Below are 24721 nucleotides of genomic sequence, written 5' to 3'. Positions count from 1 at the left end.
CTCAAGCACTCCGGTGGGCGAAGCGGCTCAGGGCTGGAACGTGCCCGTGAACGCCGAGGCGTAGTGATAGCTCGGCCCGTACATGAACGGCAGCTCCGGGTTCGTGCCCGGCATGGAGTACGCGTACAGCATGATCATGTAGGTCTTCCCAGAGACCAGGAAGCCGGGCGGGGGGCGGAACTGCGTCTGCGTCGTGTAGAAGAAGCCCACCTGCCTCCGAGACGTGCCACCGGAGGACGAGGCAGCCAGCTCGTAGAGCCGCACCAGGTAACGGGTCGGGGTCCCCAGCGCCGGCACCGTCCAGCTCACCAGCGGGGTCGGACCCACGCCCGAGAGGCTCCCCGTCGCCACCGCGCCGTTGATGCGCAGCTCGCGGGGCGGGCCCACCTGAGGCACGAGCGTCTGCGTCACCCCATCCATCATCTGCACCTGCGAGTAAGCCGCCGCCTGGTAGTAGGCCGTGCGGGTCGTGCTTCCATCGGCCCGGGTGAGCGAGAAGGGAACGAGCGCGCTCGCCTGCGCGGTGACGATCCGCGGCCAGTGGCTCGGGTACGGATTGCCGTAGCGCAGGTCCACGCGGAAGTCGCCCTGCCCGGGCGCCGGGTTGGTGGCAAGGGCGAGATCCGGGTAGCCCTCGAACTGACCGTAGTCCGCGAAGCGCGGCAGGGTCCCAACGTTCACCAGCTCGTCGTAGAGCGTCGCGCTGGGATGGGCAGCGAGCGCCAGGGCATCAAACTGCGATGCGCGGAAGTCGAAAGACTGCTCCGTGGTGGGCAGAGGGGCCAGCGTGCCCGTCAGGAAGATCGTCCCCGCAGCAGAGGACCCCGCGTCGACACTCCCGGCATCGAACGAACCCCCGTCGTAGGACCCGCCGTCCGTTCCACCGTCGGTCGAGCCCACGCCGTAAATCTGGGTGCCCAGGCGAGCCTCATTGATCGCCAGCCCCGAGGAGAGTCCCGCGTCCAGATCGAAGCGGAGCACGTGCTGCGTGACGTAGACGAAATCTCCTTTGGCCGACTCGATCCGGGAGGGCGTGCCCCCGCAGTTCGTGATGGACAGGACGTAGTCGATGTCGTCCGAGTAGATCGTGGTGCCCTCTAGGGGCTCCAGGTTCGGCGAGGAGCAGGCCCTCGTGAAGTAGCCAATGCCCGCGCCCGTCGAGTGGATCTGCAGGTCATCCGAGAGCTGCCAGGGGGAGAGCCCATAGAGCTGGAAGGCGAGCCGGGTCCCCGCGGGCTCCTCCACCGCGTCGGGGCGACCCAGCTTGGCGGCGCTGAGATCGACGTTCCGGCTCTGGGTCCACAAATAGGTGCCGCCGAACTGGAGGAAGTACGGAGTCCGCTCCACGCCGGGAATGAAGAAGGTGCCGTTGGCCTGGCCAGAGCCCGCGCGGTAGACGTAGCTCGAACCATCCAAGGTGGGCACCCACGCGCCGATGACCGTGGTGGACAGGTCGGCCGGAATCACGATGACCGAGCCATCGGCCTGGATGTGATGGGTGTTGCGCACGCCGTTCACCACGAACGGCCCGCACTTCGCGCTCTCGGTCGGGGCAATGTTGAAGGTGTACCCCACCGAGGCCCCATCCGCGTCCGTGACGCTGCCGGAGATCGCCACGGGCAGGTCGAAGCACACCGGCGCCACCCACTCCACCTCGCTCGAGCCGGCGGTCCACCGAGGAGGCCGGAGCGTCCCGGAGGTCGCGCTCCAGGAGAAGCTCACGGGCTTGCCCTCGGGATCGTGCGCGGCGAGGCCCAGCGTCACGACCTCACCCCCGTTGGCCTCGTTGGTGCTGCGCCAGATGCTGTCAATCTTCGGAGCCACGTTGACACGCGGCGTGGTCCCCACCTGGAGGATGAGGGTGCCCAGGCCCTGACCCCCGCGTCCGTCCGAGACCGCCACCCGAAAGGCGCAACGGCCGGAAGCCGGCGCCGCGTTCAAGGTAAAGGACGGGGTGCTCGCCGCCGGGTTGGAGAAGGAGCCCACGCACTCGGTGCTCCAGGCGTAGGACAGGGCATCGCCCTCGGCGTCCACGGCCATGACGGAGAGCGCCGTCGTCCCTCCGGGCGCCAGGACGGACGGCGTCCCCTGCATGGTGCTGATCCGCGGCCAGGAGTTGAACCCGATCGACACATCGGCGCTCCCGGTGGACCCATCGAGCTGCACGCTGATGTCGAAGTTGATGGAGACGCTCGTGCCCTTCGCGTCCGTCACGTCCAGTTGGAGTCGCTGCACGCCCTCGGTAGGGGGCGCCGTCCAGGAGGTCGTCGCGGACGAGGCGGAGCTGAAGAACCCCGCCGCCGCCGTCCAGGCGTAGCTCAGCGCGTCTCCGTTCGGGTCATGCGCGGAGACCACCAGGCTGATGGACCCGCCCGGATGCACCGTGGAGTCGGACACCACGATGGAGTCGATCCGCGGGGGCTCGTTCTCGTAGACAGGCGGGCGCGACACCTGCTGCAGCGTCAGGATGACGCTCACCGTGGCACCCGCGCCGACGGAGGTGGGGCTCGAGCTTCCCCGGTAGAGGGCCTTCCCAGCCGCGTCGTAGGCAAAGGCCTCGAAGACACGCTCCGTGCCCGCGGGGATGTTGCCGAGGGTTCCCTGCCACGCACTCCCGGACTGCACCAGCTCGGCCGAGAGGGGCGACGAGATTCCAGGACCCCGGACCTCGACACGGACGCCCTTCACGTCCGCGCTCGAGAGCTCCTGTGACAGCGAGACCTGGACCTGCGCGCGCCCGTCCTGGTCAACCGCCTCCTGCTTTCCACAACCCGTGGCAACGGATACGACGAGCAGTACGGCCGCCCACATGGTGGCGGCACGTCCGCTCCCATTCCATAACGACATGAAGCTCTCCCTCTTTTGGACAGACAAACCCTCTGGGGGTTTGCCTGTATCAGAGGTTTCGCGGGGAGAGCCAGCAAGGGGACGGCTTCAGGATAGCCGCCAACTGCTTGCATGTACGCGCCAATGGGGGATTCGACGCATCACGCCACGGCGCGCAGCGGAGCCAGCTGCTCCTCCGCCATGTGAAGGCAATCACCCAGGAAGCGGATGTAGGTGGTCAGAGCCCGAGAACCGGCCTCCGCGTAGATGCGCGCGTGGTCGGGCGAGCGGGTGATGGCATCCTCCAGCATCTTTTCGTTGAGCAGGGTATGGCCCACGTCCACGGCCGCGTGCTCGTTCAGGAAGGTGAGCTTGTCGGCCACCTCCTTGCCGAGGATCGTCTCCACCTGCTGCATCACGCGGGGCACGTAGTACACCGCCAGGTAGCCGATCTCCCGCTCGATGGCGACCTGCCCCACCGGGTTCGCCCCTTCGATGGTCTCGTCATGAATCTGGCGGTACTCCTTCATGGACTCGGTGGGCTTCTGCGTGAGCAGCTCCTCGGCGTTCAGCGTGGGCGTGCGCCGCGCATTCCAGTGCGCCACCAGGGACCGGGCGTCTTCGATCGTCATCAGGTGATGGCCCGTCTCACTCTTCGCGTGGGTGACGAGCGACTGACCAAGCTTCTGCATGCCCAGGTCGATGCAGCGTTGACCCGTGCGGCGAATCCACCCATCCACCGGCTCGGTCATGTACGCCCCGCGCGCCATCCATTCGATCAGGAAGCGCTCCAGCACCTCGGGCTTGATGGAGGGCTCCAGGAGCCGGCGCAGGGAGGAGTCGGAATCCAGAAGGCTGCGCGCCAACAGGGTGTGAGGCTCATACAGCTTCTTCAGCAGCTCCATGGTGTTACTCCTTTGCGGCTCGTGATGAAGGTGAACGTCCAAGGGATTGCTCCTGGATGTGCTCCAGGAAGTCAGGAATCTGCGAGGCGGAGATGACCCACAGACAGGGTTGCGTCGAGGGGTCGTCGTGCAGACGGGCCTCCTGCGCGTAGGCGCCATCGTCCTCGCACAGGTAGACGAAGGCGCTGCGCCCCTTGAGCGCGAACCAGCGGCGTGCCTCGTCCAGCAGCGCCACGTAGGCCTGGCGCCCCTGCGGCGAGAGCGGGAACAGGCGAGCGGAGTCGAGCAGGCGGAAGAGGTTCGTCCCGGGGTGTCCCAGCTCAAGCACCAGCGCGGCCAGGGGGAGGCCCTGCCGGCGTGCTACGAGGATCCGCCGCTCACGCTCCAGTCCCGAGCCCTGCCAGGCCCGGGACACGCCGTCCATCTCCAGGCGGTCAGGGGTGAAGTCCAGTGCCTCGACGTAGCCAGCCGGGCGGGTGCGAGCAAGCTCCCTGGCCAGCAGGCACTTCTCACCCATCGACGCGGGTCCGATGTCCAGGTTCCCCGCGCTCACGCCACTCGGCTCGCTGCACTCCACGTCCATCATCCGCAGGTCCATCAACAACGACTGCCCGCTGGCCTGCATCCGTTGGGCGAAGCGCACGTGCGTCCGGTAGACCCACGGCACGGTCGACTCGATGTAGGAGACCATCCACCGGAACTCCGGATCCCCCTGCGGGTGCTCCAGCGCGCGCACGTAGATGTCACGAAGGATCTGCCCCGGAACCTGGGGGGCGTTGGCCGACTTCCCGGGCCTGCGACCCAGCTGGTGGAGCAGCCAGGAGTGACGATAGGCCTTGAGTGAGGAGACCGATGCCTCCACGCCCCGCTCCGAAGGCCACACCGTCTGGCAGAAGAGCTGGGGCAGCTCCCCCGCGCGCGTGCCGAGGTCGATGAACTTCCGGCGGAGCTCCTCGAAGTGCCCGGCCGTCTTGCCCGCCAGGTTGAAGTAGCCCGAGGCGGCGTACAAATCCCACAGCGGCTCGAGCATCGTTTCGCTGGTGCGCGTGGAGGGACAGAGCGACTGGGAGACGAAGCGCATCCACGGGACCTCGTCCCGCTCCGTGCTCGGCCGCACCTCCAAACCACACACCCTGCGCCCCGCCCGAGAAGCGAACGACACGTACCGCACCTCTCCGCGCAGGGAGATGCGCTCGCCGGCAGCGGACTCCAGCTCGAGCGGCAGGAAGAGCCCCGGGAAAACCAGGTCCTCGGCATCGACCAGAAGACCCAATCCGGAGAAGGAGAAGTCGACGACCTCGCGCTCGCGCTGCCCCAACTCCTTCCACAGGGGATGCTCGAAGCGAGCCCGCAGCCCCGCGGGCGCCGGCAACCGGCGATGCCAACGGTGGCGCACCCGCCACAAGCGCTCGGGCAGCGGCGTCACCAGATACTCGCCTTGAGCGACGGGGGCCTCCAGGCGCATCCGGTAGGCCGAGTTGTAACCCACCAGCTCGAGCTCGTAGGGCGACTCGCCCCACCCGGTGTCCGGCTCGGCGCTGCGCCAGTGCAGCAGGCCCTGCTCCGCGTCCACGCGCTCCAGCGAGATCCGCACCAGCTGTCCCGGCCGGCGCAGCACCCCTTTGTTTGCCATGGCGGAGATCGCCGTGAGGATGGACTGGATGCGCTCGGCGCTGGAGATCTCCTCCTGCACCGGCAGGGGCGAGGCCACAGGCGCAGCGCTGCCTTGGCGCAGCGCGTCCTCCAGCAAGGAGAGGATCTGCCCACCCTGCTCCCGGGAGATGTCGACGAGCTGAATTCCCAGCGCGCTGCCCGTCACCCCTCCAGCGCCGCTCCACCGCGCCTCGCCCAAGAAGGGCCCGAGAGTCGTCCCGCCCACCTCCAGACCGATGCGCAGCGTCCGCTCGCGCGACACCAGGACTGGCTCGAGCTCGGTCTGAGCCCATACCTCGGTGGGGCTCAGCAACGTCGCGCGGCCCAGCACTCGCCCCTGCTCTGGCAGCACCACCTGGATGCCACTCTGGCCCTGGAGCGAGTACCCCGAGTAGGGGCCCGTGACCGATGAAGCCGGGGCTCCCAGCGGACGCGCCATCAGCCTCTTCGTGATTGCATGCATGGATTTCCCCTTCGAGGTCCCCAATCCCTTGCATTCGGTAGGAAACATATTCGGCGGATCCACGTCAAGTACCCTACTGAAAGTGATTGACATCCGCCGCGTGAATTCCCAGCCCTCCGCTCGCGCACGGCAAACTCCGCAGGACCGCACGTCGAGAGGAATCCCGAAAAACCTTTCACGAAACCGGGCGCCCGAGACGCGCCTCCGCCAATGTTTTCAAGTCATTGCGGCCGGCTCACGTGAGCACGTGCAAGGATTTAACGTCTCACGGGGCTTCCCGCGCTCTTTGAAGCTGGCGGGAAATGCGGGGCTACCAGCAGATGCGGAGAAGGAAACTGCTGGCATCCTCGTCCGTCGGGATGGACTCGAATTTCAGCTCATCCAGGCTCCGCCCCAGGGCCGCGGCAGTGCTGACCACCACCATGCCGGTGTTCCAGGACACGCCAATCAGGTCCTGCTTGAAGACGAGCTCACCGGAGCAGGGGCTCAGCCGGCGGTACGAGACCTCACCGAAGTTCACCGCCAGCGACACCGCGCTCGGGATGCCCTCCAAGGCGCGGTGCAGTCCGGACGCGGAGGCCACCATGGCCCGCATCCGGCCCACGGAGCTTCGGATATAGGCGAGCCCCGCATCCCGTCCGCATTTGTAGAGGGCCTCACCGTAGGAGCCCCCACGAACCACCGCCGCCTGCCCGATGATGTCGAGCATCCTCAGCATCCAGGACAACGGATAGCGGTAGTTCTCCACCAGCCGCTCGCCATCGGCGATCTCCCGCCGTGCGAGCTCAGCAACCTCGGGGCCGAGCGCATCAGCCGAAGCAAGCACCGACCCCAGGAACATGCCGGGAACCCGGTGCTCCTGCTTGCACCGAGCCAACCGTGCGAGCAGCTGTGGGCGGTCCTCCATCACAGAGTACATTCTGCCACAAATATTCAAATCTTCTCATACTGATTTACCCGGCAGTGTGCTCCCGCTGACCCCCCGTCCGAGGGGGCCTCACACTCCGTCCGAGGGGGCCTCACACCCCGGCCAGCAGGGGCGAGCGGACACCAGCCGAGACAATCCAGAGCTGATGGGAAGTCCGGGTGATGGCGATGTGCAAACGACGACGCGCTTCGTCATGGGACGGGTACGCCCGGGCCGTCGCGTCCGGGATGACGACGTAGTCGAACTCCAGGCCCTTGACGTTGTCCACGTCCGTCACGTCGACGCCCGGCTCAAAGGAGAAGTCGCCCTCCAGCACCAGGCGGGCCCAGGACATGTCCGCCACGACGCGATGGAAGGCCCGCGCCTGGTCGGGACTGCTGGCGATGACCGCAACGGAGGCGTGGGGTTCGCGCTCCAGCAAATCCCTCAGCGCCTCTCCGATGAACAGGTGCGCCTGGGCCTCGTCCGGGAAGTGGTGAAACCCTACCGGCGCGCCCTCCCGTCCTGCCTGAGGGGCCGCGGTGGTGGCCTGAGAACCCAACACCTTGCGCGCCAGCTCTGTCACCGGCCTCGGGCAGCGGTAGGACACCTGGAGCCGGCACGTCGCGGCGTCGCGGACACCCAGCTCCGTGAGCACCGCCGGCCACCCCGCGAAGCTCGTCGACGTCTGCTGCATCTCGTCTCCCGCGAGCGTGCAACTCCTCGCCTCGCCGAGCAGCTTGCCCACCACAAACAGCTCGAAGAGCGAGAAGTCCTCCACCTCGTCCAGCACCACATGCACCAGCCGCCCCACCGCTCCCAGACTCCCGCTCTGGGCGCGCAGGAACAACAGCAGCGGGAGGTCCTCCAGGTCCAACGTGCCAGCCAGCTCGTCGGGCGTGTCGCTCTCCAGGGACTTGCCGTCGAGCGTCTGGAGGCGATCCGGATCCACCCCCTCCAGCTCGCGCGAGAGGGGCGTGGCGATCTGCAGCATCGAGTGCCGTACCGTCTCGTCGACAGCCGTGAGCGGCAGATCTCCATTTGAATAGGAGACGACGCCCTCCAGGAAGCGACGATCCGTGAAGACCTCGGCGAGTCGCTTGCGCAGACCTGGCAGGGTGGTGGCGGATGACTTGAGCACGCCCAGCCGGGCCGCGAGCGCGCGGCGCAGCGCCGGGTGACGCTTGAGCTTCGCGACCAGCGGCGGCGTGTCCTCCCACAGCTTGATGGCCTTGGCGCCAAACGAGACGCGCGCGGCCGTGGCCGCCCAGTCATCCAATGTCTCGACGGACACCTTCCCCAGGCCCAGCGGCGCGAGCAGCCGCCGGGAGAGCCGCGCCAGGCCCTCCTCTGGAACGATGACCTTCATGCGCGACTCGGGGTAGTTCGCGTGCTCGTCAAAGGCGATCTTCGCGAGCCGGTGCAGGGCCACCGTTGTCTTCCCGCTGCCCGCGCTCCCCAGCACCAGCAGCGGTTGGTCCGCGGCCACGCTCACGGCCTCGAACTGCTCGGCGTCGAGCAGCGCCGTCACATCGAGCGCTCCCTCGTGCCGAGAGGCCCCCTCCCCTACTCCGAGCTGGCCCGGACGCACCGCCGTCCCCGAGCCACCGCCCTCGAGCTGAGAGGCCGGGCCAGCGCCCATCATCCGCCAGGAGTCCTCGGCGGTGCGCACGAGCACGAGCGTGCCGGACTGGATGCGGGTGAGCCGCCCGCGCTCAATGACCACCAACCGCCGCACCTCGACAGTGCCCTCGGACAGCCGCTCGCCGAACCACTCCTCGTAGGCGTCTCCCTCTCCGTACCGATAGAAGACCCGGGCCACCGGGGCGAAGCGCCAGTCAATGATGCGCACGTCCGCGGACGCGTCCGCGAAGCTGGTGCGGCCCAGCAGGTAGTCTCGGACGCCCGAGGGTCCGTCCACGCGCAGGTGCGCGAAGTACGGAGCGTTGGTCTCCGGCAGCTGGGTCGTCTGCTGACGCTCCAAGAGGGCGCGCGCCTGGTTCATCTGATGGAGCAGGTGCGGGAGGTCCGCCACGGGAGCGGTCGCCGCGTCGTCACGCAGTACTTGCAGCTGGGCTACCAGGCCCTGCGTCTCCTGCTTGCGATTGCCGCTCCGCTGCCTCGCGGCCTCCACGGAGGCAAGCACGCGGCCCAGGAGCTCTTCCTCCTCCGCGATGATGGACCGCGCGTGCGCGGGGAGTTCTCCGACAGTGTTTCTCATGACGTGCTCGGCCCAATTTCTCGGAAAACGATCCAATCCAACCTTGCTGGCGCAAACGGGGAGAGCAACCCCCTCCTCAACGGAACTCATACTCCATGCGGATTGGAACAACTCGGAATGCATCGTTGATGTCGGCGTGGACCCTCGCCCTGCTCGTGGCCCTCGGCATGGCCGCTCCGGCGGCCGCCGCGGACCCCCTGGCGGTTCGCGTCTTCACCGACAAGAGCACCTATGACCGGAACGAGCAGGCCCAGCTCACGCTTGAGGTGAAGAACACCTCCTCCTTCTATGTGAGCGTCTCGTTCGGCAGCGGCCAGCAGTACGACTTCGTGGCGCGCGACGCCAGCGGCGCCACACTGTGGACCTGGTCGAATGGCAAGACCTTCAGCCCCTTCGGCTCCAGCAAGACTCTGGCCCCGGGCGAGACCTGGAGCGTCCAGGAGACCTGGGCCTTCGTCGACAACGCGGGCAGCTCGCTGCTCGATGGCACCTTCAGCATCACGGGCACCTACCTGGGCAACTACCTGGGACGCAGCGGCACCAAGTCGGGCACGCAGGACGTCGTCCTGCAGACCTCGGATCCCCTCGTGGCGACGTTCTCGACCGACAAGGCCTCGTACTCGCGATTCACGTCGGCGCCCCTGCACCTGACGGTCACCAACGTGGCCGCCTACCCGGTGACGATCAGCTTCCAGAACGGGCAGCAGTACGAGTTCAGCGCCAGGAACTCCAGCGGGCAGGTGGTGTGGACCTGGTCCACCGGAAAGAGCTTTGACCCGGCGGCCTCGGAGCTCGTGCTCGCCCCCGGCGAGTCCCTGACGTTCAACGAGTCGTGGTCGTTCAACAACAACAACGGGGGCGGCATCTCGGACGGTTACTACACCGTGAGCGGGACCTTCCTGGGCCAGGCCTACGGCGCGGTTGAGCCCAAGGGCGGAGAGAGCCAGATCCGCGTGTACACGCTGTTCTGAGCCATCCGTCGAGGACGGAGCGCCCTTCCAGGTGAGGTTCATCGGGAGGGCGCCTCCTCGACTTCAGCGGATGAGGCCACCCAGGAGCCCGCCCAGGCCTCCGCCGCCCCCCTGAGCGCCGCCTCCACCCGGCGTATTGCCTCCCCCACCCGCCAGGTTGGCGAGCACCGGCATGACCGCCAGGATGCCGCTCACCAGCTGCGGATCAAGCCGGGACTTGAGGAAGTTGAGCAGCAGCGGCGCCACCAGAGAAGCCTTGCCCGCATCGAGGTTGAAGCGCTGGAGCAACGCCACCACGCCCGCCACCTCGCTCGCCTGCCCCATGGCGCCACCGAGCGCGCCCATCAGGCCGCCGCCCCCGGACTGGCCCTGCCCCTGCCCTCCGAGGAGCCCACCCAGCCCGCCGAGTGCGCCCATCAACCCGCCACCGGACTCGGGCTGCTGGGCCTGTGAGGTCTGCGCCTCCGCCTGCTGCTGCCACCCCTGCATCTCGGGGATGGCCTGCCCCATCTGGTCCGCGGCCTGCGGGCCCATCTTCTCCTTCACGGTGCCCTGCACCAGCTTCAGCAACGAGCCGGCGAGGCCCTGCGCCTGGTTGGAGTCCACACCAAGCTGCTGCGAGAGCTGTCCAATGAAGTCCATTGCGTATCTCCTCCCCATCTTCGGGAGCGGCGGTTGTACCGGACCTCCTGCCGCCTCCCACCGGAAAAAGCTCGCACTGGCCGGTGAGGGCGTCCGTTGCAGGACGGAAATCGAGTGCCCGGGCGGAGTAGTATTCAGCTCCGGGAGCTCATCATTCATGAAGACGTCGCTTCACCTCGGGTTGCTGCTCGCCCTCCTTCCTCTTGGGGCGTGGGCCCAGACAGGGAAGTACACCCCCAACGGGAGCTGTGACGGCCTACCCCGCCTCGAGGTCTCGACGCCTCGCGGCGTCTGTGTCGGCGTGGTCGCGGATGGATTCCGGTTTCCCCGAACGGTGACCCCGCTCGCGGACGGCAGCCTCGTCGTGGTCGACATGGGCGGCTGGGTTCCCCGGAAGGGCTCGCTCTGGCGCCTGACACCCAACGCCTCCAACAAGACGTATGCGAAGCGCAAGCTGCTCGAGGGACTCGACCGCCCGCATGGCGCGGCAGTCGGCCCCGATGGGTTGCTCTACATCGGTGAGCTCTCCCGGGTGATTCGCTTCAACCCCGATGCAGCCAACCCCTCCTCCACCGTGGAGACCGTCATCCCGGAGCTCCCCACAGACGGACGCCATCCGCTCACGGCCCTCCTCTTCGACAAGCAGGGCTACCTGTATGTCAATCGCGGCTCCGCCTCGGACAACTGCGAGCCCCTCAAGGGCTATCGCAGCCCCGACGGCCGCACCTGCCCCGAGGCGGAAGGCCACTTCGCTCGCGGTGTCATCCGGCGCTATGACCTGACGGGACCGGGGCGCACCGCCACCACGTGGATGAACCATGCCGTGGGCCTGCGCAACTCCATGGCCATGGCCATCCACCCCGAGTCGGGCCTGTTCGTGCAGGGCGAGAACTCCCGCGACTCCATCAACAAGCGGGACAGCCGCCTCGATGATCGCACCCTGCCCCACGAGGAGCTCAACATCATCGTCCCGTACCAGGATTACGGCTGGCCCTATTGCTACGACGACAACAAGGCCAGTCCCGAGTTCAAGGGCTTTGACTGCTCGCGCCTGCGCAAGCCCGCCCTGCTGCTGCCCGCCCACGTCGCCCCCCTGGGCATGACGTACTACTCCGGCGGCATGTTCCCCGACTGGTACAAGGGCAAGCTGCTCGTCACGTACCACGGGTACCGTGACTTCGGTCAGAAGCTCGTCGCCATTCCCACGGATGCCGTTGGCAAGCCCACCGGCGAGCCCTTTGAAATCATCAACGGCTGGTACAAGAAGGGCACCCAGCCCATGGGCACTCCCGTGGGCGTGAGCGTGGGCCATGATGGCTCCATCTTCCTCGCCGAGGACAAGAACGGCACCGTGCTGCGTCTGTTCTTCGACCCCAAGAAGGGGGACGGCATCCCCACCCCCGGCCTGTCCGTCAACCCCAGCGCCGATGCCGACCAGGATGCGCGCTGCCGCGAGCTCGCCACGCGCAATGACTCGTTCTCGCGCATCCAGCGCGACATCATCGACCCGCTCTGCACCAGCTGCCACGGCGCCGCCGGAGGCAACGCCGGCAACCTCCGCCTCGCGCGCTGTGATGACATCGGCAATGCGCAACGGCTGCTGGCTCCCCGCCCCGGCCGCGCCCCCTTCGTCGTTCCCCGCAGCCTCGAGAGCGAGCTCTACCTGCGCCTCGAGGGCTCAACCCCCGGACTCCCGCCGATGCCCGCCGGAGGTCTGAACCCCGAGCAGTTGGGAGAGGTCGCGGATTGGATCAACGAGGGTGCGCCCATCCCCCGCCAATCCCTGACGACGGCCTCTCCAGAGTGAAGCGCCAAACACACCCACTTTTCCTGACTGGTTAGGACTTCCGGAATACAACAGCAGCGGCCCCCCTGAGCTGAATCCTCGCGAGCCCTCATGAAATATACAGCATTGACCAATGGGCTCGGTCTGGGGGGAGGACCATGCAGCGAGCGTCGGGCGTGTGCGGCGCGAAGCAGGCAGGAAAGGGCCGCCGCCAGAAGACTCCTGGGACGTGGCTGAAGGCCCTGGGCCTGATGCTCGTGCTGCTCGCGAGCGAGGCCTCGTGGGCCGAGGGACTCCCACCCACCCTGCGCGCCTCGTTACTGGTGCGCATCCTCGCCTACGACCGGCGGATGGGCACCCAGCCTCCGCCCCTGACTGTCGCCGTCCTCCATCGCGAGGGGAACTCGGGCTCGGAGCAGTTCGGCCAGGAGTTCACCCGCGCGCTGGAGCTGGCCTCCCGCGGGCGGAGCGTCTTGGGCCGGCCGGTGCGGATCATCCGAATCGGCTTTCGTGAGCCCTCGCAGTTGAAAGAGGAGCTCGCCCAGGCCCACGTGGTGGCGCTCTATGTCTGCGAGGGACTCGAGGCCCACACGGACGGCATCGCCCGGGTGACGCGCCAGCTCTCCATCCTCTCCTTCGCGGGCAGCAGGGCCGAGCTCGATCAAGGCCTGGCCATCGGGCTCAGCCGACAGGGGGATTCGCCCATCATCCTGGTCCGTCTCTCGGCGGCCCGCGCGGAGGGCGCGGACCTCGATGCTGGCTTGCTCAGCCTCTCCCAAATCGTCGAGCCCCCGCGGAGCACCCCATGAAGCTCGAGCCTCGTCATCTCACGCTGAGGGCCCGACTGGTCATCCTGGTGGTCCTGCTCTTCGCGGCCTTCTCCGTCTTCTTCCTCCTCTTCTTCCCCGCGCGCATGAATGACCTGGCGCGGCGCGGGATGCTCGAGCGGACGCTGGGGATCGCCCGGCTGCTGGCCAGCGCCACCGAGCCCGCGCTCGACTTCGGCGACGAGGCCAACGGGCAGCGTCACCTGGAGACACTCGCCTCCAGCCCCGAGGCCATCTTCGGCCTGTTGCTGCGCGAGGACGGCACGACGCTGGCCTCCTGGCACCCGGAGCGTGCGCCCAAACAACTCCTGGACGATCCCCAGGAGGCCTTCATCCGCGGGCAGGAGGTGTTCGCGCGGGTCCACATCCAGACGCGCGGGGGCCAGCGGGGCACGCTGCTCCTGGGCTTCAGTCTGGCCCGGCTCCAGAAGGAGAGCCGGCAGACGCAGCAGCTCGCCGCGGGCATCTCCGCGCTCATCCTCGCCAGCGGCGTGCTGGCCGCCTTCGCGGTGGGGACCGTGCTGGTGAGGCCGCTCAAGCGCGTCACCCGCGTGGCCCTGCGCATCTCCGAGGGCGAGCACGACGCCCGGGGCGAGCTCGACCTCACCCGACGCGACGAGATGGGCACGCTGGCCTCGGCGTTCTCACGCATGTTGGATCGCCTGTACGAGCAGCGCGCGCTCATTGAATCCCAGATGAGCGAGCTGCGCAGCGCCCAGGACCAGCTCATCGTCGCGGACCGGCGCACCTCCGTGGGCACGCTCGCCGCGGGCGTGGCACATGAAATCAACAATCCGCTTGCCTACGTCACCGCCAACATCCACTTCGCGCTCCAGGAGCTACCACAGCTGCGGCACCTCCCCGAGGAGGACTGGGACGAGGTGTACAGCGCCCTCACCGAGGCCCGTGAGGGCTGCGCGCGCGTGCAGCACATCGTCCAGAGCCTCAAGTCCTTCTCGGCCGGAGATGACGGCAAGCGCGAGCCCACGGACCTCTCGCATACCCTCGAGAGCGCCATCAACATGGCCAGCAATGAGATCCGCCACCGGGCTCGGCTGGTTCGCGACTACCAGCCCATTCCACCCGTCGAGGCCAACGAGGTGCGGCTCGCCCAGGTCTTCCTCAACCTGCTCATCAACGCCGCGCATGCCATTGAGCCAGGAGCCTCGGAGCGGAATGAGATCCGAATCTCCACACGCACGGACGAGCAGGGAAGAGCGCGGGTGTCCATCACGGACACCGGCAGCGGGATGACGCCCGAGGTCCGCGCTCGCCTCTTCACTCCCTTCTTCACCACCAAGCCGGTGGGGGTGGGGACCGGGCTCGGGCTGTCCGTCTGCCAGGGCATCGTCACCCGCCTCGGTGGGCACATTGAGCTTCAGAGCGAACCCGGGCACGGGAGCACCTTCACCGTGGTGCTCCCCGCCAGCACCGCGCCGGTGGGAAGCAGGCCCGGGGAGGAGGCGCCGCTCCGAAAGACGCGGCGGGCGCGCATCCTGGTGGTGGATGACGAGCCCCTCGTAGGCTCCGCGCTCCGCAGGGCGCTGGGCAGCGAGCACGAGGTGCTGGTGATGACGCGCGCGCGCGAGGCGCTGTCCCAGGTCCGCCAGGGTCCACCCTTCGACGTCATCCTGTGCGATTTGATGATGCCGGAGATGACGGGCGTGGAGTTCTACTCGGAGCTCCAACGGACGAACCCCGAGCAAGCAGCGGGGGTGCTCTTCATCACCGGCGGAGCCTTCACCGAGGTGACTCGCACCTTCCTCGAGCAGCACCAGGGTCGAGCGCTGGAAAAGCCCATCGACATGCGCGCCCTGCGCGAGCGGCTCCGCGTCCTGCTCGAGCCCCCTGCGTCCTCTTCCACCGCCCCCACCTTCCTGGGTTGAACCCCACCATGCCCCGCATGCTCCCCTCCCCCTGGTGCCGCGCGATGCTCCTGGCCGTGGGCCTGTTCCGCGGCCCCGCACTCGCCCATGACGATCCCTGCCACGAGGAGGAAGAGTCTGAACCGGAATGGACCCAATCCCTCTCCCTGGAGGAGCTGCTGCAGGTGGAGCTCTCCGCCCCCTCCAAGCGCCGCCAGCTGGCTCGGGAGGCGCCAGGTGTCGCCACGGTGGTGACCCGCGAGCAGATGCGCCGGTTTGGCTGGACGACGATCGACGACATCCTCTTCAGCCAGCCCGGCTTCTTCCCCGCCCAGGACTTCGAGCGCACCACCGTGGGCGCCCGCGGCCTCTGGGAGGGGTGGAACAACAACCACCTGCTGGTCCTCATGGATGGCGTCCCCATCAACGACAACGACCTGGCCACCGCGTTCACTTGGGACATCACCCCACTCTTCCTGGTGAAGAGCGTAGAGCTCATCCGCGGCCCCGCGTCCGCCCTGTATGGCTCCAGCGCCATCAACGGCGTCATCGCCCTCAACACGCTCTCCTCGACTCACACCCTGGACGAGGGCGAGCGGCTGGAGATCAACAGCGAGGCCCGGCTGCGCGCCGGCAACCATGGCACGGCAGCCGTGGACGCGGTGGCCGTCACCCGCTCTCGACACATCTCCGCGGTGGTCGGCTTCCAACACCTGCGCACGGACGGGTTCTCCTACCTGTCCTATGACGGCTCGGGACGCACCGACGCCACGGGCGCGCTCCAGCGCTTCCGCGTGAGCAACCGCCGCGACAGTGACTACCTCTTCGTCAAGCTGGAGCCCCTCAACGCACTGAAGGGGCTGTCCGCGCAGTACCACCTCCAGGATTGGAGTTATGGCACCGGCCACGGCTGGGCCAACTGGGTGCCCGACGTCGATGGCGCCATGCGGGACCGGCGGCACATCGCCGTGCTGAGCTACCGCTCGGAGCCGGGCAGCCCCCTGGAGCAGGAGTACGTGCTCAAGTACCAACGGCACCAGTATGACAACGAGGTGCGCTTCTACCCGAGCGGCGCCGATAACGGGCAGCGCTACTACCCCGCCGGAATGACCGAGGTGCTCAGGACCGCCCTGGACGAGCTCTTCGGGCGCGTCCAGCTCTCGGGCTCCCTGGGCGAGCGCCTCACCCTGCTCGGAGGCGTGGAGTACGCAGCCACCCTGTACGGTGGGGACGACGTGCACTACGCCACCGCGGACCTCAATGGCGAGGGGGACGTCCCCGCCACACAGACGCCCGTGCGGCTCGGCCCCATCTACGAGTCCTTCTTGAATGAGCCCATGAGCAACGTGGGCGCCTACACCCAGCTCGCCTGGAGCCGACTGCTGGAGCTCCCCCTCTCGCTGACGGTGGGCCTGCGCTACGACTTGAAGTTCTTCCACTACCGCGAACTCGGGCACCCCGAAGCGCCCCGCCACTACAAGTCTTATGATCAGTTCAGCCCCCGGCTCGCGCTGGTGTACGCGCCGAGCCCCGCGCTCAGTCTCAAGTTCCAAGCCGGCCGAGCCTTCCGCGCCCCCGCGCCCGGCGAGCTCTTCGGCTCCAACACCTGGATGTTGAACTCCAACATCGAGACGCTCCGTCCGGAGCAGGTCACCACCTTCGAGCTCAACGCGGACTGGAGCATCAACTCCCACCTGAGCTGGCGCAGCACCCTCTTCCACTCGCGCTACAAGAACCTCATCGGCTACGTCCAGGGGAGCCGGCTGGACAACTTCCTCTCCCAGACGCACCTGGGCCTGGAATCCGAGCTCCTGGCGGAAGTGGACCTGGGAGCACAGGGCCGCCTGTCGGCCTTCGGTAACTACTCCTACGTGCATCTGCTCGAAGGGGCGGATTCAAGTGGCGTGATGATGGAAAAGGAAGGGCACCTCACCTGGGCACCCGCCCATCAGGTCAAGGCCGGGGTGAGCCACCAGTGGAAGGGCTTCAGCCTCGCGCTCCTGGGGCGCTACCAGGGCGACGTGCACCGCCGCGAGGAGGACATGGGCAATCCTCTGTTCCACACCCTGCGACCGGAGGTCGTGCCCGCCTGGTTCCGGCTCGATGCCAACGCCCGCTACCAGCTCACCCCGTGGGCCGGCGTCGCGCTCGAGGTATCCAACCTGCTGGACGCGGAGAGCTACCTCGTGAAGATCCGCGACTACCCCTTCGACTACCGCATGGAGGACCGGCGCGTCTTCGTGAGCCTGGAAGTCAACCTCTGAGGGGCCAGCGTGTATCCTCGCGAGAATCCTCGAACCGGGGTTCCGCCCCAGGTGGTGACATGAGAACGCTGCTCGCCTCGCTCTTCACCCTCGCGATCCTTGCCCCACTCGCTGGGTGCAGGCGCCCTTCTGGCTCTCAGGGCGAGGACGCAGGCACCCCGAGCGCCACCGTGGCGGGTCCCCAGGGCACCGTGACGGTGAAGGGCTCGGACACCATGGTCATCCTTGGCCAGCGCTGGGCCGAGCAGTACATGAAGCAAAACCCGGGGGCGAAAATCCAGGTGACGGGTGGTGGCTCGGGCACGGGCATCGCGTCGCTCATCAACGGCACCACGGACATCGCCATGTCCAGCCGTCCCATCAAGGACACCGAGAAGAAGCAGGCGCAGCAGCGTCATCCCAACGGCCCCGTGGAGTTCACCATGGCCCGGGACGGCATCACCTTCTACGTCCACGAGACCAACCCGGTGGAAGCCCTCTCCATCGCCCAGCTCAAGAGCATCTACCTGGGCGACACCACCAACTGGAAGGACGTGGGCGGCAAGGACGCGCCCATCATCGTCTACTCGCGGGAGAACTCCTCGGGCACCTACGCCTTCGTGAAGGACGAGGTGCTCGGCGGCGAGGACTTCACCGTGCGCGCCCTGACGCTGCCCGGCACGGCGGCGGTGGTGCACTCCATCTCCCAGGAGAAGAACGGTATCGGCTATGGCGGCGCCGCCTTCGCCAAGGGCATCAAGGAATTGAGGGTGAGCCGGGACGCGCAGAGCGAGGCCATCGCACCCACCGAGCAGAACATCCAGAACGGCACCTATCCCCTGTCCCGCGGGCTCTACTTCTACCTGCCCCGGGAGCCCTCCGGCGTCGCGAAAGCCTTCATCGACTACGCCCTGTCGCCCGAGGGGCAGCGGATCGTCATCGAAACGGGCTACTTCCCGGTGAAGTAGGGCACGCGTCCCGCTGGCACCCGCGGCCTGGGATTTCGTAGGCTGGGCCCATGATTCAGGGCTCGGGCCGCTGCCACTACCACCCGGAGCGCACCGGGCTGGGTATCTGCGTGGAGTGCCGCCGCGTCATCTGCCGCGAGTGCACCACGCAGTTCGAGGGCATCAACCGGTGCGCCAGCTGCCTCGAGAAGCGGCGGAAGGCGCTGGAAGGTCCGGCCGAGCGCCGGGAATGGAGCGTGAGCAACGTGTTGCTGGCCCTGATCGGCGCGGCCGTGGTGTACGGCGGCGTCCTGTTGCTCGCCCACATGGCGTCGGGGCTCTGAGATGGCCGTCTCCGCGCTCGAACTGCGCCCCCGGGGGGCGGTGGCAATCCTGGATGCAGGCCTGCGCGTGTGCGTGCGCAGCTCTGGCGTGTGGGCCCTCACCCTGCCCGGCGGGGCGCTCGTCACCGCGGCCCTGCTCCACCTGACGGACGCGGTGAGCCAGCGCCGCCCGCTCGCCCTGCCCGCGCTGTGGTTCACCCTCGCCTGGCTGGCTCGAGGCCTCTTCCAGGGCGCCGCCTGCCACCATGTGCAGGAGCTGGTGCTCGGAAAAGGTTCTGGAGAGCCCACGGCATGGGCCTCGCTGCGCGCCGCGCTCGCCCGCGCTCCGAGCCTCCTGTGCGCCGTGGCGTACCTCTTCACCTTCAACCTGCTGACGCTGAGCGTCTCGCTGGGCGTTGCCTTCTTCATCCTGTCCGCGCACCTGGTGGGCTACGCCGTCGCGATGCAGGGCCGGGGCAGCCCCCTGGGGCTGTACGGGGTGTGCTCACGGATGCTCGGTCCGGCACGCGGGAGTGCCACCGCCGTGCGTCTCCTGTTGTGGATACAGGTCCTGGTCTTCTTCAACCTGCACATCGGGGCCAACACGCTGCTCTACATTGGCCGCAAGCTGCTCGGCATCGACCTGACCTTCGCCGAGCGCTTCGCCTCGCTGGACAACGCCTCCTGGGTCGTCTTCCTGATGGCCGTCACCTTCACGCTCCTCGAGCCCCTGCGCGCCGCCACGTCCACGCTGCTGCTTGTGGATGGGAGAGTGCGCCAGGAGGGCTTGGATCTGCTCGCGGCGGTGCAGCAGCTCCCCACCCGGAGCGCGGCGCTCGTCCTGTTCGCCTTCCTGGGAACCTGCCTCCTGGGCACACCCGCCCACGCCCAACTGCCCGAGGCGCCTGCGCTCCGCGCCAACCTGGAGCAGCGGCTGGAGGAGCTGGCCGGGAGCTGCGAGCTGGAAGACGCCACGGTGGCCGAGTGGCGGCGGACAGTCACCTCGCTGAGCCAGACCGAGGCCGTGAAGTTCCAGCGGCTCGTGCACGACGTGGAGGTGGAGGTGTACGGGGACGAGGACTGCGGGGCCCTGGAGCGGCTCGAGCAGGGCGTCGCCCTGGCGGCCCAGACCTCAGAGCTGGAGAAGCAACAAGCGGACGCCCGGGCGGCCCAGGCGCGTGCCCGCGACATCCTCGCGCGGCCCGAGTTCCAGGTGCCCGCGCCCGAGGCGCCCAAGGAGGAGAAGCCGACGCAGGACGAGGAGCCTCCTGGAGCCTGGCGGCGGTTCATCGACTGGTTGGGGAAATGGCTGGAGAAGCTCTTCCGGCGTGAAGAGAACGCGCCCGCGAGGTCCGAGACCTTCACGGGCGCCAGCGGCCAGGGGGTGGTCAACGTCCTGGTGGTGGTCCTCATCGCCGGGGTGCTGGTGGTGCTCGCCCTGCTGCTGCTGCGTGCGTTCCGCGGGGAGAAGAAGGCGGAGGGCACGCAGCTCGAGGTGAGCACGCAGGACGCGACGACGCTCGCGGACGCGTCGATGAACGCCCTCTCGCGCCCGCCCGAGGGTTGGGCCCACCTCGCCGACGAGCTGGCCGCCCGGGGCGAGTACCGTGAGGCAGTGCGCAGCCTGTACCTCGCCCTGCTCTCGCGCCTGCACCGCGAGGGCGTCATCCACTACGACACCACGCTGAGCAACTGGGACTACCTGCGCCAGTTCCGCAGCCGCCGCGAGTGGCTGCCCTCCTTCCGCGAGTTGACGCTGCGCTTCGACTTCGCCTGGTACGGCAACGTGCCGGTGGGCGCGGACGGCTACCGCGACTTCCGTTCGCTGTGTGCGCCGATGCTCTCCACGCCCGCCACGCAGGAGGCCGCCGGTGCGTGATCGTTTCCCGCTGCTCGTGGTGGGGGGACTGCTCGTCACCGCAGTGATGGGCTCGTGGCTCGTGCGCGGCGCGGCGCGGGGAGGCTTTGCCGATACGCTCTCCACCTGGCGCGCCCAGCCGGATGGGGCTCGCGGCCTCTACCTGCTGGCCGAGGAGAGTGGCCTCCCCGTCACCCGCCGGACGGCGGACCTCCAGATTCTCCAGGGCACGGGGCCACTGGTGCTGCTCGCGGTGGAGGTAGAGGGCGCCATGGAGGAGGATCCGGATCAGACGGCGCTCGCCTCCGAGAAGGACTCGCAGCAGGAGGACGAGGACGTGCCCCGCCACGGCTTCAACCGGCTGCACGTCCCACCGCTGAGCGACACCGAGACGGAGAAGCTGCTCGACCACGTCCGGGCTGGGGGCAACCTCCTCTATGTGCCCTGGGGCTCGAGGGAGAACCCGCTGCTGGACAAGCTCGGGGTGAAGCTCATCAAGGCGGACACCTCACTGCCCATGCGCACGCTCGTGGCGCCGCTCTCCAGCCCGTACACGCTGGGCGTGGAGCGCGTGGAGGCGAAGGTGCAGGCCTACCTGGAGCTGCCCATGGACGCGGTGCCGGTCCTGAAGGACGAGCCGCTGGGCATGATGGTGGCCGCGGTGGTGCCGTACGGGGTGGGCAAGGTGTTGGTGGTGGGCGCGCCGGAGCTGGCGATGAACGAGGCGCTCGGACGCGCGGACAACGCGCGGTTCTGGCTGAGCGCCCTGAGCGCGCTGGGGCCAGGCCCCTTTGAGTTCGACGAGCACCACCACGGCTTCACCAACGAGCGCTCGGTGGTGGACTTCGCGCGCCGCTACGGCCTGCACTTCGCGGTGGCGCAGCTGCTGCTGGGGCTGTGCCTGTGGGCGGTGGCCCTCAAGCGCTTCGGCCAACCGCGCCCGCCGCCCGAGTCCACACGCGTGGGAGCCACGGACGCCCTCTTCGCCATGAGCCGCCTGTACCGCGAGGGCCGCCACTATGGCTTCGCCGCCGGCCTCATCACCCGCGGGCTCACCCAGGAGCTCGCCCTGCACGCGGGCCTGCCCGCCCATGCCCCCGCGCAGCAGGTGGCCGAGGGCCTGGCCGCACGCGGACGAGAGGACCTGGCCAACGGCTTGCGAGCCGTCGTCCGTAACGCCGAGGCCATCTCCGCGGAGAAAGAACTGCAACAGCTGGCCACACGCGCCGCGACGCTGCGCCAGCGCATCCATCCTTCCGGGCCGCCCGCGCGCGCGCTCGCTGCTTCGACACCCGAGGAGCCATGACTTCGTCCACCTTCGCCTCCGCCCCGACCTCCGCTAGCAACGCCGTGGCCGCCGCCCATGCCATCCGGGAGGGCGTGCTCGCCGAGGTGCGCAAGGCCGTTGTCGGCCAGGACGAGCCGCTCGAGTTGATGCTCGTCGGCCTCATCGCCGGAGGCCACGTGCTGCTGGAAGGCGTGCCCGGCGTGGCCAAGACGCTGATGGCCAAGGCGCTCGCGCGCGGCATCAGCGCGGACTTCAAGCGCATCCAGTTCACCCCGGACCTGATGCCCGCGGACATCCTGGGCACCAGCATCTTCGACTTGAAGAGCCAGTCCTTCGTGCTGGTGCGCGGCCCCATCTTCACGGACCTGCTGCTGGCGGATGAGATCAACCGAGCCCCCGCCAAGACGCAGTCCGCGCTGCTGGAGGCCATGCAGGAGCGCGGCGTGTCGCTGGAGGGTCGGCACATGCCCCTGTCACCGCTCTTCACGGTGTTCGCCACGCAGAACCCGGTGGAGTCCGAGGGCACCTATCCGCTGCCCGAGGCGCAGCTGGACCGCTTCCTCTTGAAGATTGACGTGGGGTACCCGGCGCCCGAGGAGGAGGACGCCATTCTCGAGTCGGTGCACCGGGGCTTCGACGCGGGCGACCTGGCGCGGGCGGGCGTCGGTGCGGCGGTGACCAAGGAGGGGCTGCTGGCCGCTCGGGCGGCGCTCAACGAGGTGACGGTGGAGTCGCCGGTGCTCTCGTACGTGCGCAAGCTGGTGGCGGCCACGCGCACCTCCAGCCGCATTCGCCTGGGCGCGGGACCTCGCGCGGGCGTGCACCTGTTGCTGGCCTCGAAGGCGCTGGCGGCACTGCGCGGCCGAGGCTTCGTCACGCCGGATGATGTGCGCTTCCTCGCGGGGCCGGTGCTGAAACACCGCCTGCTGCTGTCGCCCGACGCGGAGCTGGATGGGGCCACGCCCTCGGACGTGCTGCGCGAGGTGGTGCAGTCCGTCGAGGTCCCCCGGTGATTCCCACCGGGCGCCTATGGGTGCTGCTGTGCCTGCTGGCCGTGCCGATGATGGCCGCGGGATTCTTCCCGGGCCTCGGCGGCGTGGTGCTGGTGTTGGACGTGCTCGCCCTGGGGCTGGCGGCGGTGGACTTCCTGCTGGCCCGCCGGGTGCGTCTGGAGGTGACTCGAAAGCTTCCGACTCGGCTGTCCGTGGGAGCGCCGAACAAGGTGGAGCTGCTGCTGGTGCACCGAGGTGGCCAGGCAGTGGACGTGCGCGTTCGTGACGACGTGCCCGAGTCCTTCACCGCCACGCCCGAGGAGGCCCCGCTGCACCTGTCCGCGGACAGCCAGACGCGATGGGTGTACCGGGTGTCGCCCGCGAAGCGAGGCAAGTTCGGCTTCGGGGACGTGAACGTGCGAGTGCGCGGACCGCTGGGGCTCGTCTTCCACGAGCGGCGCTTCCCCGCGGCGCAGAACGTGTCGGTGTTCCCGGATCTGCGGGGTGCGAGCCGCCTGCTGCTATCCGGCGCGGCGTTGGACCTGGTGAACCTGGGCCTGCGGCAGCTGCGCCGGGACGGACGAGGCAGCGAGTTCGCCCGGTTGAGGGATTACGCACAGGGAGACTCGGTGCGCGAGGTGGACTGGAAGGCCACCGCACGGCGCACCCGGCCCGTGACGCGGGTGATGGAGTCCGAGCGCTCGCAATCCATCCTCATCTGCGTGGATGCAGGGCGCTCCATGGCGGCGCAGGTAGACGGGCTCACCAAGCTGGACCACGCCGTCAACGCAGCGCTCTTCCTGGCCTTCGTGGCGGTGCGAAACGGAGACCGAGTGGGGCTCGCGGTGTTCGCGGACGGGGTGAAGGCGTATCTGCCCCCGGCGGCGGGACGCATGCAGTACCGGAAGATCCTGGACACGCTCTACTCCACCACGCCGAGCCTCACGTACGTGGACTACCTGGCGCTCTTCAAGGAGCTGAACGTGCGCCTCACGCGGCGCAGCCTGCTGTGCGTGTTCACGGACTTCCTCGACGAGGAGCAGGCCTCCACGATGGTGGCGCCGCTGCACCGGCTGGCGCGACGGCACGTCCCCCTGTGCCTGTCTGTTCGAGACACGGCGCTGGCGAACCTGCTGCGCACACCGCCCGAAGGCGCCGAGCAGGCCTTCCAGCAGGCCGTGGCCAGTGAGCTGCTGACGGACCGAGAGGCCCTCAAGGCCAAGGTGAGCGCCGGCGGTGTGCAGATGCTCGACGTACAGCCGGATGAGCTGAGCCTCGCCGCAGTGAACCGCTACCTCGACATCAAGGCGCGCGGCGTCCTGTAAACACCGCAGGAGCCCCTCCGGGCGCGGTCTTCCGCAACTTGTCCGACTGTCGGACAGGTCCGCGCAAAGTGCGGCCGGAGGTCAGGGGCTGGGCCGTGGCTGTTGGCGTCCATCGGCGTAGACAAACCATCCTTCATTCAGGACGCAACGCGGGGCAGAGCACCCCGCCTCTCGCCTGGATTCGCGTGGCATCAACACTGCATTGGCTCGACGTTGCCACGCACGCACCCACCGGGAATCTCGCTCACGTTCTCCTCTCGGAGGAGCCAACGAGCGGTGCGCGCGTGTGTCATTCCGCGCAAGGAGGATGGGCCTTGAATCACAACAAGCGATGGTTCGGAGCAGTGCTGTGCGCGTTCGCCCTGTTCATCGGTCTGCAGGGAACCGGCTGTGGAGGCTTCGACGACGAGGAAAGGGACGATCCGGAGGAGTACACGGACGACCCTGACTACTACGACGATGAGGACGAAGACTCTTCCGGCTCAGGGGGAACGTGTTCCGGCTCGGCGAGAATCTGCGCCAGCTTCGGCAGCTACAACTGCTCCGAGCAGCCCGGATGCAGTTGGTCGTATTCACAGGACATGTGCACGGGCTTTCCGCGCGCATGCTATTCCGTGAGCTACAAGGGAATCTGTAACAACATCAAAGGCTGCAATTGGTTCGAGTGAGGCGAATCGGC

The 24721-nt window shown here is 68.2% G+C and carries 18 protein-coding genes; 12 read left to right on the top strand and 6 right to left on the bottom strand.

Features of this window, described 5'->3' with window-relative positions; translation table 11 throughout:
• Window positions 1–27: 27 nt before the first annotated feature.
• The 5 genes from F0U60_RS17375 to F0U60_RS17355 all read right to left on the bottom strand — a co-directional run bounded on the left by F0U60_RS17375 (window position 28) and on the right by F0U60_RS17355 (window position 8975).
• Window positions 28–2847, bottom strand: a complete 2820-nt coding sequence (locus tag F0U60_RS17375; protein WP_395821057.1) for a hypothetical protein — start codon at window positions 2845–2847, stop codon at window positions 28–30.
• Window positions 2848–2987: 140 nt separating this feature from the next.
• A complete protein-coding gene (locus F0U60_RS17370) occupies window positions 2988–3731 on the bottom strand; it encodes a hypothetical protein (RefSeq protein ID WP_395821054.1) in 744 nt (247 codons plus the stop codon).
• Between the two features lie 4 nt (window positions 3732–3735).
• Complete coding sequence (locus F0U60_RS17365) at window positions 3736–5847, bottom strand: hypothetical protein (RefSeq protein ID WP_395821051.1); 2112 nt, start codon at window positions 5845–5847, stop codon at window positions 3736–3738.
• 310 nt (window positions 5848–6157) lie between these two features.
• Window positions 6158–6754 carry a TIGR02265 family protein gene (locus F0U60_RS17360; protein WP_395821049.1) on the bottom strand — a complete coding sequence of 199 codons (597 nt, stop codon included), beginning with the start codon at window positions 6752–6754 and terminating at the stop codon, window positions 6158–6160.
• Between the two features lie 112 nt (window positions 6755–6866).
• Window positions 6867–8975, bottom strand: coding sequence for an ATP-binding domain-containing protein (locus F0U60_RS17355; protein WP_395821046.1), 2109 nt, complete (start codon window positions 8973–8975; stop codon window positions 6867–6869).
• Window positions 8976–9103: 128 nt separating this feature from the next.
• On the opposite strand from F0U60_RS17355, the gene F0U60_RS17350 reads away from it, so the two are divergent.
• Window positions 9104–9946, top strand: coding sequence for a BsuPI-related putative proteinase inhibitor (locus tag F0U60_RS17350; protein ID WP_395821043.1), 843 nt, complete (start codon window positions 9104–9106; stop codon window positions 9944–9946).
• Between the two features lie 63 nt (window positions 9947–10009).
• Here the strand turns inward: F0U60_RS17350 and F0U60_RS17345 are convergent, their stop codons facing one another.
• Window positions 10010–10588, bottom strand: a complete 579-nt coding sequence (locus F0U60_RS17345; protein ID WP_395821040.1) for a hypothetical protein — start codon at window positions 10586–10588, stop codon at window positions 10010–10012.
• Between the two features lie 157 nt (window positions 10589–10745).
• On the opposite strand from F0U60_RS17345, the gene F0U60_RS17340 reads away from it, so the two are divergent.
• From F0U60_RS17340 to F0U60_RS17290, 11 genes are all read left to right on the top strand, one after another.
• Window positions 10746–12395 (top strand): PQQ-dependent sugar dehydrogenase, encoded by a 1650-nt coding sequence (locus F0U60_RS17340; RefSeq protein ID WP_395821037.1) that lies wholly within the window; start codon window positions 10746–10748, stop codon window positions 12393–12395.
• A gap of 137 nt (window positions 12396–12532) precedes the next feature.
• Window positions 12533–13183 carry a YfiR family protein gene (locus tag F0U60_RS17335; RefSeq protein ID WP_395821034.1) on the top strand — a complete coding sequence of 217 codons (651 nt, stop codon included), beginning with the start codon at window positions 12533–12535 and terminating at the stop codon, window positions 13181–13183.
• Window positions 13180–15087, top strand: coding sequence for an ATP-binding protein (locus F0U60_RS17330; RefSeq protein WP_395821032.1), 1908 nt, complete (start codon window positions 13180–13182; stop codon window positions 15085–15087). The genes F0U60_RS17335 and F0U60_RS17330 overlap by 4 nt, the downstream gene beginning before the upstream one ends.
• 8 nt (window positions 15088–15095) lie before the next feature.
• Window positions 15096–17330, top strand: a complete 2235-nt coding sequence (locus F0U60_RS17325) for a TonB-dependent receptor (RefSeq protein ID WP_395821029.1) — start codon at window positions 15096–15098, stop codon at window positions 17328–17330.
• 59 nt (window positions 17331–17389) lie between these two features.
• Window positions 17390–18277, top strand: coding sequence for a phosphate ABC transporter substrate-binding protein (locus tag F0U60_RS17320; RefSeq protein WP_395821027.1), 888 nt, complete (start codon window positions 17390–17392; stop codon window positions 18275–18277).
• A 50-nt stretch (window positions 18278–18327) separates the two neighbouring features.
• The gene (locus F0U60_RS17315) at window positions 18328–18600 is read left to right on the top strand and encodes a hypothetical protein (RefSeq protein ID WP_395821024.1); all 273 of its coding nucleotides are present in this window, start codon (window positions 18328–18330) and stop codon (window positions 18598–18600) included.
• A gap of 1 nt (window position 18601) precedes the next feature.
• Window positions 18602–20458, top strand: coding sequence for a DUF4129 domain-containing protein (locus F0U60_RS17310; RefSeq protein WP_395821021.1), 1857 nt, complete (start codon window positions 18602–18604; stop codon window positions 20456–20458).
• Window positions 20451–21743 (top strand): DUF4350 domain-containing protein, encoded by a 1293-nt coding sequence (locus tag F0U60_RS17305; RefSeq protein ID WP_395821019.1) that lies wholly within the window; start codon window positions 20451–20453, stop codon window positions 21741–21743. Before F0U60_RS17310 ends, F0U60_RS17305 begins: the two co-directional genes overlap by 8 nt.
• Window positions 21740–22738 carry an AAA family ATPase gene (locus tag F0U60_RS17300; protein ID WP_395821016.1) on the top strand — a complete coding sequence of 333 codons (999 nt, stop codon included), beginning with the start codon at window positions 21740–21742 and terminating at the stop codon, window positions 22736–22738. Before F0U60_RS17305 ends, F0U60_RS17300 begins: the two co-directional genes overlap by 4 nt.
• Entirely contained in the window at window positions 22735–24042 is a 1308-nt protein-coding gene (locus F0U60_RS17295) for a DUF58 domain-containing protein (RefSeq protein ID WP_395821014.1), read from the top strand. Before F0U60_RS17300 ends, F0U60_RS17295 begins: the two co-directional genes overlap by 4 nt.
• Before the next feature lie 314 nt (window positions 24043–24356).
• Window positions 24357–24710 (top strand): hypothetical protein, encoded by a 354-nt coding sequence (locus tag F0U60_RS17290; RefSeq protein ID WP_395821011.1) that lies wholly within the window; start codon window positions 24357–24359, stop codon window positions 24708–24710.
• Window positions 24711–24721 lie beyond the last annotated feature (11 nt).

The sequence above is a fragment of the Archangium minus genome, assembly GCF_044360475.1.
Lineage (GTDB): Bacteria > Myxococcota > Myxococcia > Myxococcales > Myxococcaceae > Archangium > Archangium minus.
Note: the sequence above shows the minus strand (reverse complement) of the source record. Positions and strands in the feature narration are given on the sequence as shown.